This window comes from uncultured Paraglaciecola sp. (assembly GCF_963977085.1).
Classification (GTDB): domain Bacteria; phylum Pseudomonadota; class Gammaproteobacteria; order Enterobacterales; family Alteromonadaceae; genus Paraglaciecola.
Map to the genome: position 1 here is coordinate 94,596 of NZ_CAXBNC010000003.1, position 14,136 is coordinate 108,731.

Here is a 14,136-nt window from a genome sequence, read left to right on the forward strand (position 1 = left end):
AATCTACCTCTAATATGTGTATAGCTGCATAATAACAAAATTACTTGACTAAAACACTCAAGTAATGGTTTTTCCTTATGTTAATTGTATCTAAAACGTGCGACCATTTTTGCAAGTGTTGACTGTAAGGGCTGTTGTTATGGATTGGATGTTTCGGGTTTTTGTATTTGGTTTGTTGTTTAATAGTGTTCAAGTTGCAGCCGTTGTTGATACCGCATATTTGCCAATTGACACTGAATATAAAGCTGGGATTACTACTCCTACGCAAGCATTAGGCGCTACTGTGGGTGAGTGGCATGTGCGTCATGACCAAATAGTTAATTACATGCAAGTCTTAGCTTCACAATCAGACCGAGTCAGTTTAGTTGAAACTGGACGTACTCACGAAAATCGCCCACTTTACTTGTTGGCGTTTAGCTCCCCTGAAAATCAGAAAAATTTAGCTAAAATCCAAGCCAAACATATTCAAAATTTAGGTCAGTCCATCGACAAAGATGATCCCCTCATTATTTGGATGGGTTATAGCGTGCATGGTGACGAACCTTCAGGCTCGAATGCGGCACTTTTGATTGCTTATTATCTTGCTGCTGGTGAGAGTGAATTAATAGATCTGCTACTTAATGACAATGTTGTTTTACTTGACCCAAGTGTCAATCCAGATGGGCTTTCGCGGTTTGCTCAGTGGGCTAATATGCATAAAAGTAACAATTTAGTTTCTGATCCTAATAACAGAGAACATCAGCAGGCTTGGCCTTCAGGACGGACTAATCATTATTGGTTTGACTTAAATCGAGATTGGTTGCTGTTAACTCATCCAGAGTCTCGGGCGCGGATTAAACAATTCCAACAGTGGCGACCACACGTATTAACAGACTTTCACGAAATGGGCAGCAACAGCACCTATTTTTTCCAGCCGGGAATTCCTTCTAGGAAAAATCCATGGACACCATTAAAGAATGTTGACTTGACTACTGCTCTGGGGGATTTTCATGCCGCTGCCTTAGACAAAACTCAACAGCTATATTTTACTCAAGAGAGTTATGATGATTTTTATTATGGCAAAGGCTCAACCTATCCTGATGCCCACGGAAGTATTGGTATTTTGTTTGAACAAGCCAGCAGTAGAGGGCATTTGCAAGACACTGCTCATGGCGCCTTGGCGTTTACTGATACCATACAGAATCAAGTCACCACTTCGCTTTCGACTTTTGCTGGTGCTTTAGCTAATAAACCAGCCATTCTAGCCTACCAACTAGAATTTGCTAAGCAAACTAAGGCGTTAATCAAAGATGATGAAATTGCCGGCTATATTCTAAATGAGAAATTTGACCAGGCTCGGTTTTCAAAGATGTTAGAAATTTTGTCAGCTCATCAGATTCAATATTATCCTTTGAGTAAGGACGTAAAGGTAGATGGGCAAGTATTTGATACAATTAATAGTATGTTTGTGCCCCTAGATCAACCTCAGTATCGACTGATAAAGTCTTTATTTTCACTCCGTAAGTCATTTGATGACAATACTTTTTATGATGTGTCGAATTGGAATTTACCACTCGCCTTCAATATCCAATATCAAGCCGTTGAGCGGCAACCAAAGCTAGATACTCAATCAGCCAAAAAGCCCGCAACTGTTACCCCTGAATTAGTGTCTGGTGCCTATGCTTATGCGTTTTCTTGGGAAAATTATCAAGCACCCAAACTGTTGCAGCGATTATTGGCCAATAAAGTTAATGTGAAAATTGCCGGAGATGCGTTTTTTGCACAAACGGCTCAAGGTGGTATGAGTTTTTCGGCGGGAGCGGTAATTGTCCCCCTTGCACTTGCACAACCTGAAAATTTGCTAAACATAATTGCAGCAGAGAATGCAGGGCTAGATATTGCGATTCATTCAGTGACATCTGGGTTAACCCGCCAAGGTATTGATTTAGGTAGCCGAAAAATGCTCAACGTTACGCTACCTAAAGTTTTGTTAGTGGGGGGACGAGGTACATCTCAATATGAAATTGGGGAAGTATGGCATTATCTTGATCAGCATGTAGATATGCCTGTTTCAATCACCGACCTAGCGGAATTGGGAAAGCTTCCCTTGGAAAGTTATACCCATATGATTTGGGTCGAAGGAACTTATAAAGAAGTACCAGATAAAACCGTCAGGAAAATGGAAGCTTGGTTGAATTCCGGTGGCGTTCTCATTGGTCAAAAATCAGCTGCAAATTGGTTTTCTGATCAAAATTGGCTTAAGACTAGCTTTAAAAGTACCAATGAAATCAAGTTGGCATTTGATACAACTGGATTGGCTTATAAAGACCAGGATGCGTTAAAAGCGAAACAGAGAATCGCAGGCGCCGTATTTGAGACAGAGTTGGATATAAGTCATCCACTGGCCTTTGGTTTTAAGTCAAAAAGCTTACCTATGTTTCGCAATAGTGCATTGGTGATGCGCCATCCTGACAAACCATTTGTGACTGTAGCTCACTATGTTAAATCGCCACTAATGGGTGGCTACAGTGCTGAAGAGTTACAGAATCATATTGCTAGAAGCGCTGCAATTGTGTCGCATAATTTTGGCAAAGGAAAAGTCATTGGTTTTGCCACAAATGTTAATTTTAGAGGCGTTTGGTATGGCACTAGCCGGCTAATGAGCAATGCCATCTTTATGGCTGGGTTTATTAATGCGCAAGGGTAAGACAAATGCTCCAAACATCAATTTTTAAATGAGGATTATGCTTAAGTAAAGTGCGGTAAGCACAGTTCATAGTGCTGCCAGTGGTGATGACATCGTCAAATAAAACGATATGTTTATAGCGTTTCAAACGCAGTTGCGCGGCGTCACTGACTGCAAAGGCATTTTGCATATTTCTGCGTCTTTGGGCGGCCGATAAGTTGGTTTGAGGCGAGGTAGATTTGTTTCTGCTAATGATAGAAGTGTCCATATCTAATTGAGTTTGCCTACAAATTTGTTTAGCTAATTCTATGCTTTGATTAAACTTTCTATATAAATATCGATTTTTATATAGTGGCATGGGAATAATCAGTTGCGGCAAAGCTGGGATAGAATTTAAGCAGTGTTTAACAAAAAGTGTCGCCAGGCCTTGAGCATTTGGAATTTGTTTTGAAAATTTCAAAGCCGTCAGTAATTTCGATAATGGCCATTGATAATCAGCGAGAGCCAATACTTGGGGGAAATCTACTTTTGACAATCCTAAGTTCACCTTTGGCGATAACATCAAATTATGTTGGTATCGGTCCATATCAAATAGGGTAAGATCATCAAAGCAGAACTGGCATATTGAAGTGTCGCTAGATTGTTTACACACTAAACAATTTTGAACTAGAGTGATTTTCATTTTGGTTATCGTCCCTGTGCTCAATGTAAAATCAGTATTCCCGAGGTTTAGTGTAGAAGAAATGTCAGAGAGTTTAAAAATATCAACACAGGGCTGTGGTAAAAATTTGGTTTTTTTACATGGATGGGGTGTGAATAGTGGAGTTTGGCAGCCCTTGATAGATATGCTAAAAGAGCAGTTTTGTATTACCACTATTGATTTACCTGGATATGGGGTAAATCATCTACAATTACCCATTCCGTATAACCTGCAAACTATCGCAACTATGGTAGCAGCTCATCTTCCAGTAAACTGCATTCTCATTGGTTGGTCTTTAGGTGGCTTAGTTGCCCAGCAAATAGCTCACTCTCAGCCAGAAAAGCTTAAACAACTGGTTTTGATTTGTTCTAGTCCTAAATTTTCTAAGCATGCCCCATGGCCGGGCATCGATTCTAAAGTACTGGATTTCTTTAGGCAGCAGCTCCAACAAGATTTTACTAAAACCTTAGTACGCTTTTTGGCAGTGCAAGCCATGGGAAGTGTAAATGCTAGGCAAGATGCAAAAACTATCAAACAATCGCTGCAAAATTATCCTTTACCCTCCTCTATGGCATTAGCTGAAGGTTTAGATATGTTACAAAGCGTTGATCTTCGCGAACAATTCACAACATTAGTCATTCCCTGTCAGATATTTTTAGGTCGTTTAGATACCCTAGTGCCAGTGGAAGTCACCCCCATGCTTCAGCAACTCAACCCTAAAGTAACCATAGATGTTATCCCTGATGCAGCTCATGCTCCTTTTATTTCAAACACTGAGGATTTTGCAAAACAACTAGCAAAAGTGATTGTTTAATCACTAAGGTGAGGTAAAGCTTTGAAAAAAACCAAAAATGGTTAATAATTGAGCATGAGAGGTTTGGTTGTAGAGGTACAAAAATGAACATTAGTAATAACGTGAATTCTGCCATCGTTAGCGGCACTATAGGTATTCAAAGAGCATCTGACGGCATCACACAAAATGCGTCAAACTTAGCTAGTTTATCCGCTTTTGTAACGCCCTCTAGTGACCCTCAAGAGTTTTTGGCAAATGCGACCTTAAACCAGCTCAATGCAATTAAACAAACGCTTCCTCAAGGGAGTGAAGGGATTACCTCAAACTTAGTCGGGTTGTCCGTCAATCTAAATAATGCCCAAGCTTCGGCAAAAGTAGTCGATACTGCAAACGGTACTATCGGCACAATATTGGATATTCTGGCCTAGTTAGGGTTACTAAGTAATGAATATTCTACCTCCCGTACCCACTCCTACAGTATTTAATGTTGGCACCGTTAATACTGAATCTGTGCGCAGGGATAATACTCAACGTGAGGCCGTGCCACAAATTGCCGCCAATGAAAAGTCTGCTGCTGAAACTGCTGTGGGTTCTGAAGCTGATAAGGTTAAAACACCTGGTAAATCTCCACAACCTCTAACCTATGAAAAACCCGTTCCTCAAGCGGGACAGCAACTCGATACTCAAAATGATGCAACACAAGACAATGGGCAAGATGCCAGTGCAGGTAAAGAAAATGCCGAAGATAAGCAGCAACAACTAGCGCAGCAACAGCAACTGACGGAGCTAAAACAGCGAGATGCAGAAGTCAGGGCCCATGAACAAGCCCACGCGTCACTGGGTGGACAATATGCTCATCCACCCCAATACGAATATGAAAGAGGACCTGATGGCAAGAGATATGCGGTAGAGGGAGAAGTTTCAATCGATATCTCAAAAGCATCAACCCCAGAGGAAACTATTCGCAAGGCACAACAGGTGAGAGCCGCAGCCTTGGCTCCTGCAGAGCCTAGTGCGCAAGATTTACGAGTAGCAACTGAAGCCTCTAAAATGGCTCTTGAAGCGCGTACTGAAATTGCAACTGAAAGAGCCAAAGAAGCTCAAGAGGCTTATAATCAAGCGATACCTGAAGTTCAAAATGGCGAAACAAAACAAAATACTGTTATTGGAGAAGTACCCTCACTTGAAGACATTGTTGATGAAATTGATGTGGGAATTCCGACTCGTTCACTGGACATCGGTCAGTTAGAAGCCGAACAGAAACCCAGCGACGAGTCTGACTTTGATTTGGAAGTTGTAAATGAATTTCTCAAAAATAGAGACTTAGACATTACTCGCAGAGTGTCAGTGATTGAGAGCTTTTATAATCAAGTGACAAGTCCTCGGGCTGAGGGGCTTCAACAGTCTGCTTAAAATTAGTTTACGTAAAACAATCAAGCCCTCAACTGAGGGCTTGATTGTTTAAGAATTACTGAAAACAGTTATTTTTTTGCTTTGGCAAAAGCATCGGCAAATGCATTACCCATCATTTGATTTGATTGTTTAGGTTGAGTTTGCTGTTGATTATTTTTAGCCCCGCGAGTGTGCGACTTTTTATCTGACGTATGTTTTTGAGATGATGTTTTAGCGGTTTGGTTAGGTGTATCGCCCATTCGCATAGTAAAAGACACCCGTTTTCTCTCGACATCCACTTCCATCACTTTTACTTTGACAATATCTCCCGTTTTGACTATGTCTCTGGGGTCAGAAATAAATTTGTCTGTCATAGCACTTATATGTACAAGACCATCTTGATGCACACCTACATCGACAAAAGCGCCAAAGTTGGCAACGTTACTCACTACCCCTTCCAAAATCATGCCGACTTTTAGGTCTTTTAAGGACTGCACGTCATCTTTAAAATTAGCCGTTTTAAATTCAGGGCGAGGATCGCGACCAGGTTTGTCAAGTTCACTAATAATGTCTGTGATAGTGGGTAGGCCAAACGAATCGGTAACAAATTCTTCAGGTTTAAGTTTTTTCAGGACTTCGGTATTACCGACTATATCGTTCATCGCAATACCAGCATGTGCGACGATAGAATTAACGACAGGGTAGGCTTCTGGATGCACAGCAGATGCATCAAGTGGATCCGCTCCTCCCATAATTCGCAAAAAACCTGCCGCCTGTTCATAGGCTTTCGGTCCAAGTCGTTCGACTTCAAGTAGGGTTTTTCGAAATTTAAACGCCCCATGTTGATCCCGGTAACTGACAATATTATTCGCTAAGGTACGATTTAAACCTGAAACGTGGCTTAGCAAAGCGCCTGATGCCGTGTTGATGTCAACGCCAACAGCATTTACGCAGTCTTCAATCACTGTACCGAGGGATTTTCCTAAGTTACTTTGGCTAACATCATGTTGATATTGTCCTACGCCTATGGCTTTAGGTTCAATTTTCACTAATTCAGCTAATGGATCTTGTAATCGCCTAGCAATAGACACCGCACCACGAAGGGAAACATCCATATCGGGCAATTCGTTTGAAGCCAATTCTGATGCCGAATAAACTGAGGCTCCTGCTTCACTGACTATAATTTTACTCACAGCTAAGTCAGGATTGGCTTTAATCATTTCGGCTACAAGTTTATCTGTTTCTCTTGATCCCGTACCATTACCAATACTGATAAGTTGTACTTTGTGTTGCTTGCATAAGGTTGCTAGGGTGCGTAACGATTTGTCCCACAGATTCTGTGGCACATGAGGAAAGATAGTAGAGGTGGCTAAAACCTTGCCAGTTGCATCTACAATCGCTAGTTTCACACCTGTCCGCAAACCCGGATCTAATCCCATAGTGACCTTAGGACCGGCAGGTGCTGCCATTAACAAATCATTTAGGTTTTTGGCGAACACATTAATTGCGTCCTGTTCCGCTTGTTCACGCACTGCGCCAAATAATTCGTTTTCCATATGCAAAAGAGTTTTGACACGCCAGGTCCATTGCACCACTGATGCCAACCAAGCGTCTGCGGGTCTGTTGGCAAATTTAATATTGAAGTGTTCAGCGATAATTTGCTCGCAATACGAACTTTTATCTCCTTCATCTTTCTCAGGATCTGCATCTAGACTGACTTGCAGAAATTTTTCGTTTCTGCCTCTAAACATGGCCAAAGATCTATGTGAAGGTACTTTTTTCAACAGTTCTGAATGTGAAAAATAATCCTTGTATTTACTGCCCTCTATTTCTTTGCCAGCAATTACTTGGCTTTTAATGTGGGCATGTTTGTTTAAATACTGACGAATTTTTTGCAGCAATAGTGCGTCTTCTGCAAATCGCTCCATTAAAATGTACTTTGCACCGTCTAAGGCTGATTTAGTGTCTGGCACATCACCATTTGCTTTCACGTATGCTTGGGCTTCAGATTCAGGAGTAAGCTGAGGATCGTCAAACAATGCATTAGCCAAAGGTTCTAATCCCATCTCAATGGCAATTTGACCTTTAGTGCGGCGTTTAGGTTTGAATGGAAGATATATATCTTCCAACTCAGTTTTATTGTCTGCTTTGAGTAAGCTCGCCTTCAATTGAGGAGACATTTTTTCTTGTTCTTCAATTGATTTAATAATGACTAGGCGTCGGTCTTCTAAATCGCGTAAATAGGTTAAGCGTTGCTCTAATTTTCTTAGGGCTATGTCGTCAAGACCATTAGTTGCTTCCTTTCTATAGCGAGCAATAAAAGGTACTGTAGACCCTTCATCTAGTAATTTTACTGCAGCTTGTACCTGTTGCGCTTGTACTTGTAATTCTAGCGCAATCTTTTCCACTATCATCATCGAAGACCCTGTATGTCATTCATTTTCATTTAAGCCTTTATATAGGGGTGCAAGAGTGAAATTACCAGCACTAGATCAATAAAAGTGGCAATAACGTCATTCTTTCTCAAAGGCATCTGTGTACTTAATTGAATTTATAAACCATTCTTTGGTGCCGCTGGGGGTTTTAACTGTGCAGACGTCATCTACAGATTTTTTGATTAGCGCCCTTGCCATAGGGGAATCAATAGATATGAAACTCCTATCCTCACCATAAATTTCTTCTGGACCAACAATTCGAAAACGTTTGACTTGACCCTCGTTATTTTCAATCTCTACCCAAGCGCCAAAGAACACTTTGCCATCTTGTGCTGGAGAGTGGTGCACAACCTGTAGTTCTGGGAGAAGTTTCCTTAAAAACCTAACTCGCCTGTCTATTTGGCGTAATAACCGTTTATTGTATTGATAATCAGCATTTTCAGATCTATCTCCGAGGCTCGCTGCCCAACTAACAATCTTTGTGATTTCGGGACGTTTTTTCATCCACAGATGGTCATGTTCATCGTAGAGCTTTTTATAACCTTCAGGTGTTATTAGCTTTGTTTTCAATCTTGTATTTAGCTCAAAGTATCGTTCGATTGTGGCTAGTATAGATTTTCCAGGGCTTTTACCAAAGGGTCTATTTATAATTGGATTAAAACTTAGCTTTAATAGGTATTTACAGCATATTTCGATGACAGAAATGAGTTGCTTCTAGCTGAATTTGAACTATGTGCAAATGGGCTGTTTTGCTGCACAACCCTCGCCAGATTGGTCTTTTTAAAGCAGTAGACGATGATCAAAAAGTTGCAACACTAAGAGGTAATAAAAACAAATTTGTTAGTGCAATTTATTACAATAAATTGCCAATATTTGCTGTGTTAAAACTCGGTTATCGACTATGCTTAGAATCAATCAAAGTGTAGTAAGTTTTAATCAAAAACTACCGGAAACCCTTACAGAATAAACACTTTGATGAACCTAGCGTAAAAATGAGTTGCCCTTTTTTACGCTCTTTATTGAATCAACTGAAAATTAGAGAGCAAGTCATACTACCTTTGAACATGGCAACACTTGATTTGAGGTAAACAACGACATCCAAACATATAAGTTGAAAACATATTTAGTCGAAAGACAACTATTTACGCTTTAAATTACCCGGTTAAATCGGGATAAACAGCCCTTTTGAAGGGCAACAAAGTAAGGGAATAAGGTTCAGCACGGAGATTAGCTGATTATCAATATGATAAAGTAGAGCCGGCCACGGTAACGTGTCCGGCTTTTTATTGAGCAATGTAAATCTTGCTAACTTAGATTATTTCGTTGCAGGTTTATCTGATGTAATGACTTCGAGTAATTCCACTTCAAATATTAAAGTTGAATGGCTTGTGATTTTGCCAGTCGAACGGGCACCATAAGCTAAGTGTGAAGGCACATAAAACTTATATTTTGCGCCCACACTCATTAATTGTAAGCCTTCAGTCCAGCCTTTAATTACACGGTTTAACGGAAAAGTGGCCGGTTTGTTCCGTGTATAAGAAGAATCAAATTCAGTTCCATCTAGCAGTGTACCTAGGTAGTTGACTGTTACTGTATCCGTGGCCTTAGGTTTTTGACCTTCAGCATTTTTAATTACTTCATATTGCAAACCAGAATCGAGAACAATAATGTCAGTCCGTTTAGCGTTATTGGCTAAAAATGCCATGCCCTTCGCTTTATTTTCATTGCCCTTCTGAGTTTTTAGTTCGATTTGCTTTTCTCGCACAAGGGTTTCTGCTTCTTGGGTGATAGAAAGAATTTGCTCTTTATTTAGTTGTGATTGATTTTGTAAAGCCGCAATAAATCCTTTAACCAACAAAGATTCTTCGTATTCAATGCCTATTGCCTTATGATTTGATATTTTATTTTCTATAATTTGACCCATGCTAGCGCCCATAGCATAAGACTGCTTTTGTAGGTCTGTTTCAAGGGCTACCATCTCAACTTTCATTGGATCATCAGGCGGCTGACATGCACATAATATTAATATTGAAACAATCAAAAAAGTGATTGAGGCCATTTTCATTATAATTCTCCAACTAGCGGTATGTGATTGCTATGCAAACGCATATACTAAATGCCATATGACCAAAGGGAAACCCATTGAACTTACGACTTAACACTCATTACTTTGGAATATTGCTTTGCGCCTTAATACTTATTGCTTGTGGTGGTTCAAGTAATGTCCCTGTCAGTTCATTTCGCCATGCTGAAGGGGGATCTCATGCGTCTCAAATTTCGGCAGACAATACTATTGCTGTTGTATCCACTATCGACAATGGTATTACGGTCTGGGATTTGACTACTAATGAACAGCGATTCGTATGGCAACATCAGGATGATGGCAATAATTCCGTGACAAATATTCATATTGCATTTGATAATTCATATGTGGTGACATCGGATAGAGAAGCATTTGCTCTATGGAATTTAAATGTTGGAGAGCCCGAAGGATTTTGGCGTATTGATGAGTCCAGCATTCGAGATATTGCTGTTTCAAACCAAGGTCGAGGAATTTTGGTCGGGCGAGGCAGTGGCAAGGCAATGTTTTTTGAGCCTTCAACAGGAAGACGTTTAGAGTTTTTAGGCCATCAAGAGAAAATTAACAGTGTGGATATTTCACCCAATGGTTTTTATGCGTTAACAGGTGGCAACGATTATTTGGCCTATTTATGGGATACGCGAACCGGACAAGTTATTCACAAGTTTGAGCACACCAGTAGAGTCACTAAAGTGTCACTAGATGATCAAGGTCGCTATGCGTTTACCGCTGACAGTAAGCGTGATGCTAGGGTTTGGGATTTGGTTACAGGTAACGAAGTCAGTAATTTACAATATATGGCAAGACAACGAATATTTACGGTAGCTGTGTTTTCTGATGACGGCAAGTACTTACTAACAGGTTCACCAGCAAGAAGGATAAATCGCTGGGATGTGAACACAGGTAAGGAGCTAGATGAATGGCGAGTCTCCGCCCGTGAAGGTAGTAAACCCGCATCGGCGGTTGTGCATTCAGTTGGTTTTATGAATGAAAGTGAAATAATTTCAGAAAGTAGCAGTGGCCTACTAGAAAAGTGGAAGATAGAAAACGAATGAATACAGTACAAACAGATATCGAACAATTACAAATGAAAATGGCGTTTCAAGAAGACACCATCGAAAGCCTAAACCAAGCTCTGATTTTACAGCAAAAACAAATCGATGATTTGCAATTTCAACTCAAACAAATGGTCTCAAAAATCAGCGCCATCGAGCCAAGTAATATGGCCTCTGAAAAAGAGGAAATGCCTCCGCCACACTATTAGCAGTCCCAACGACTATTCTGGCTTAAACACCCCAATTACGCTCTCACTGACCCGTGTGGCTTTTGCCACTTTTTTGTCTGCTTGAGATTCTGAATAATTGCATTTTACACACTGTAATTTTTCTACATTATTTTCGAAATACAACATGATAGTGTCGAGCGCGCGGCATTTTGGGCAGGTCGCTCCAGCGACAAAACGTTTTTTAATTTTATTAACCATGGTTTAAGAGATTTTTTCGGTTGTTCATCTTGGTATGATACCCCCATTCAAATTTGAGTGTTACCTCGTATTCGTTTAAGTACCATTAATATAAGACTATACGAGTCATTAACTAAAAAGTTTATAACAGGTTTACATGATCCAATTTTCAGATGTTTCTTTAATGCGCGGCACTAAAGTATTGCTGCAAGATGCCAATGCCACCGTTTATCCTGGTCATAAAGCGGGATTAATAGGTGCCAATGGCTGTGGTAAGTCCTCTTTGTTTGCGTTAATAAAGGGGGAGTTGCATACCGAGCAAGGGGATTTTAATATCCCAAAAAATTGGCAAATTGTATCCGTTGCGCAAGAAACGCCTGCTGTCGAACGCTCTGCCCTAGATTATGTGATAGACGGTGATAAACAATATAGAAAGCTTCAAACTCAACTGGTTGAAGCTGAACAAGCCCACAATGGTGAACAAATTGCTCATTTACATGGTTTGTTAGAACATGTAGGTGCCTATGATATTGATGCCCGCGCAGCGACAATTTTAGCGGGGTTGGGTTTTGCCAATGATGTGATGAAAAACCCTGTTTCCGCTTTTTCAGGTGGTTGGCGAATGCGTTTAAATTTAGCCCAAGCGTTACTATGCCATTCTGATTTATTATTGTTAGATGAACCCACAAACCATCTCGATTTAGATGCGGTTATTTGGTTAGAAAAATGGCTGCAACGCTACACGGGGACGTTACTGCTGATTTCTCACGATAAGTCATTTTTGGACAGTACAGTGAATGAAATTATTAGTGTTGAGCAGCAGCAACTGGTCAGTTATACGGGTAACTACGATGCTTACGAAAAACAACGTGCCGAACGTTTACGCTTACAAAGTTTACAATATGCAAAACAACAAGATCAAATAGCCCACCTCGAATCTTTTATCAATCGATTTGGTGCCAAAGCCAGTAAAGCTAAGCAGGCACAAAGTCGCGTAAAACAATTGGCTAAAATGGAAACTTTACTACCTGTAATGGCTGCTTCCGAGTTTAGTTTCCAATTCTTCAGTCCTCCTAAATTACCTAATCCACTTATTAAAATGGAGCAGGTCAAAGTAGGGTATGGAGATACTATTATCTTAGAAAAACTGCATTTGAACCTAGTGCCGGGAAGTCGCATCGGTTTATTAGGAAAAAATGGTGCGGGTAAATCTACTTTAATCAAATTGTTAGCCGGTGAAAAGTCTCCCATGGAGGGGTTGTATGAAACCTCCGCCGGGTTACGAATTGGCTATTTTGCACAGCATCAATTGGAGTTTTTACGTGGCGATGATTCAGCCATAGCGCATATGCAAAGATTAGACAAAAAAGCCACCGAGCAAAGCCTAAGAGATTATTTAGGTGGCTTTGGCTTTCGAGGTGATACTGCTCTAAGCAAGGTAGCACCTATGTCTGGGGGTGAAAAAGCTCGTTTGGTGTTAGCCTTAACCGTTTATCAAAAGCCTAATTTGCTATTACTAGATGAACCCACTAACCATTTAGACTTAGATATGCGTCATGCACTGAATATTGCGTTACAAGGTTTTGAAGGCGCTATGGTATTGGTTTCCCATGACAGGTTTTTGTTAACTTCTGTATGTGATGATTTCTACTTAGTGGATTCCAAGCAAGTACAAACCTTTGATGGTGATTTAGACGACTACAAAGACTGGATCCTCAAAGGAGATAAAGGCACTACCACAGAAAGTGAGAAAACTAGTAATAAACCTGATCGTAAAAACACTAAACGCTTAGAAGCAGAGTTTAGACAAGCAACTAAACCTATTCGAAAATCCATTGAGAAACACGAAAAAACCATGGCTGATGCGCAACAAAAACTAGCCGCCCTTGAACAGCAGCTTGGTGATAGCGAGTTATATAACGCCGAAAATAAAGCTCTACTCAAACAAGTACTAGTAGAGCAAGCCGATAATAAATCTAGTCTAGAAAAAGCAGAAATGTATTGGTTAGAAGCTCAGGAAACGTTAGAAATTAAACAGCAAGAATTTGATAATATGTTAGCCGAGTAAGAGTCATTCCCAGGACTAAATATGACTTCTATTGCGCTAAATAAGCCGCAGTTAATAGCAGCGATACGGGACTCATTTTGTAAACTTGAGAAGGATTACCTGAGTATTCCAGAAGAGTATTCTCGTATCTGTGAAATAGAGGGCAATGTAAAAAACACCTGCATCAGCATATGCGACACCTTGGCATATCTTATTGGTTGGGGAGAGTTGGTGCTTAAATGGCATGAAGAAGCGTCAAAAAATAGACCTGTAGACTTTCCCGAAACAGGTTTTAAGTGGAATCAGTTAGGGCTATTAGCACAACATTTTCAATACCAGCATCGCGAAATTAATTTCACTGACTTACTTTCGATATGGATAGAAGTCACCTCAAATATTTTAACCTTAATTGACAAGCTTGATGATCAACAGTTGTATGGAAAACCTTGGTATGACAAGTGGACGTTAGGTCGTATGATCCAATTTAATACCTCTTCCCCCATGAAAAATGTAAGAATCAAAGTCAGACGTTTTAAACGCTCACACAGCTTAAAATGAATTT

General features: G+C 40.3%; 13 protein-coding genes. 8 read left to right on the plus strand and 5 right to left on the minus strand.

Going from position 1 to position 14,136, the window contains the following annotated elements; translation table 11 throughout:
- Nucleotides 1-139: 139 nt before the first annotated feature.
- Nucleotides 140-2,686: a M14 family zinc carboxypeptidase gene (locus AAC000_RS04635; protein ID WP_339720525.1), complete on the plus strand. Its 2,547-nt coding sequence runs from the start codon at nucleotides 140-142 to the stop codon at nucleotides 2,684-2,686.
- Here the strand turns inward: AAC000_RS04635 and AAC000_RS04640 are convergent.
- Entirely contained in the window at nucleotides 2,670-3,347 is a 678-nt protein-coding gene (locus AAC000_RS04640; protein WP_339720527.1) for a phosphoribosyltransferase family protein, read from the minus strand. The genes AAC000_RS04635 and AAC000_RS04640 overlap by 17 nt on opposite strands.
- 61 nt (nucleotides 3,348-3,408) lie before the next feature.
- On the opposite strand from AAC000_RS04640, the gene bioH reads away from it, so the two are divergent.
- From bioH to AAC000_RS04655, 3 genes are all read left to right on the plus strand, one after another.
- Nucleotides 3,409-4,179: a pimeloyl-ACP methyl ester esterase BioH gene (bioH, locus tag AAC000_RS04645; protein ID WP_339720529.1), complete on the plus strand. Its 771-nt coding sequence runs from the start codon at nucleotides 3,409-3,411 to the stop codon at nucleotides 4,177-4,179.
- 83 nt (nucleotides 4,180-4,262) lie between these two features.
- Nucleotides 4,263-4,586 carry a hypothetical protein gene (locus AAC000_RS04650; protein WP_339720530.1) on the plus strand — a complete coding sequence of 108 codons (324 nt, stop codon included), beginning with the start codon at nucleotides 4,263-4,265 and terminating at the stop codon, nucleotides 4,584-4,586.
- 16 nt (nucleotides 4,587-4,602) lie between these two features.
- A complete protein-coding gene (locus AAC000_RS04655; protein WP_339720531.1) occupies nucleotides 4,603-5,571 on the plus strand; it encodes a putative metalloprotease CJM1_0395 family protein in 969 nt (322 codons plus the stop codon).
- Between the two features lie 68 nt (nucleotides 5,572-5,639).
- Here the strand turns inward: AAC000_RS04655 and AAC000_RS04660 are convergent, their stop codons facing one another.
- The 3 genes from AAC000_RS04660 to AAC000_RS04670 all read right to left on the minus strand — a co-directional run bounded on the left by AAC000_RS04660 (nucleotide 5,640) and on the right by AAC000_RS04670 (nucleotide 10,050).
- Complete coding sequence (locus AAC000_RS04660; protein WP_339720906.1) at nucleotides 5,640-7,964, minus strand: Tex family protein; 2,325 nt, start codon at nucleotides 7,962-7,964, stop codon at nucleotides 5,640-5,642.
- Nucleotides 7,965-8,063: 99 nt separating this feature from the next.
- Nucleotides 8,064-8,555, minus strand: a complete 492-nt coding sequence (greB, locus tag AAC000_RS04665) for a transcription elongation factor GreB (protein ID WP_339720533.1) — start codon at nucleotides 8,553-8,555, stop codon at nucleotides 8,064-8,066.
- Between the two features lie 745 nt (nucleotides 8,556-9,300).
- Nucleotides 9,301-10,050, minus strand: coding sequence for an FKBP-type peptidyl-prolyl cis-trans isomerase (locus AAC000_RS04670; protein ID WP_339720535.1), 750 nt, complete (start codon nucleotides 10,048-10,050; stop codon nucleotides 9,301-9,303).
- Nucleotides 10,051-10,184: 134 nt separating this feature from the next.
- Between AAC000_RS04670 and AAC000_RS04675 the strand changes: the two genes are divergently transcribed.
- Together AAC000_RS04675 and AAC000_RS04680 are read left to right on the plus strand one after the other, a co-directional pair.
- Nucleotides 10,185-11,120, plus strand: a complete 936-nt coding sequence (locus AAC000_RS04675; RefSeq protein ID WP_339720908.1) for a hypothetical protein — start codon at nucleotides 10,185-10,187, stop codon at nucleotides 11,118-11,120.
- Nucleotides 11,117-11,329, plus strand: coding sequence for a SlyX family protein (locus AAC000_RS04680; RefSeq protein WP_339720537.1), 213 nt, complete (start codon nucleotides 11,117-11,119; stop codon nucleotides 11,327-11,329). Before AAC000_RS04675 ends, AAC000_RS04680 begins: the two co-directional genes overlap by 4 nt.
- A 12-nt stretch (nucleotides 11,330-11,341) precedes the next feature.
- On the opposite strand, the gene AAC000_RS04685 is transcribed toward AAC000_RS04680, so the two are convergent.
- Nucleotides 11,342-11,548, minus strand: coding sequence for a YheV family putative zinc ribbon protein (locus AAC000_RS04685; protein WP_339720538.1), 207 nt, complete (start codon nucleotides 11,546-11,548; stop codon nucleotides 11,342-11,344).
- A 136-nt stretch (nucleotides 11,549-11,684) separates the two neighbouring features.
- Here AAC000_RS04685 and AAC000_RS04690 point away from each other — a divergent pair, with 136 nt between their 5' ends.
- Nucleotides 11,685-13,595, plus strand: a complete 1,911-nt coding sequence (locus AAC000_RS04690) for an ATP-binding cassette domain-containing protein (protein ID WP_339720539.1) — start codon at nucleotides 11,685-11,687, stop codon at nucleotides 13,593-13,595.
- Nucleotides 13,596-13,616: 21 nt separating this feature from the next.
- The gene (locus AAC000_RS04695) at nucleotides 13,617-14,132 is read left to right on the plus strand and encodes a ClbS/DfsB family four-helix bundle protein (protein ID WP_339720541.1); all 516 of its coding nucleotides are present in this window, start codon (nucleotides 13,617-13,619) and stop codon (nucleotides 14,130-14,132) included.
- The last annotated feature ends 4 nt before the right edge of the window (nucleotides 14,133-14,136 follow it).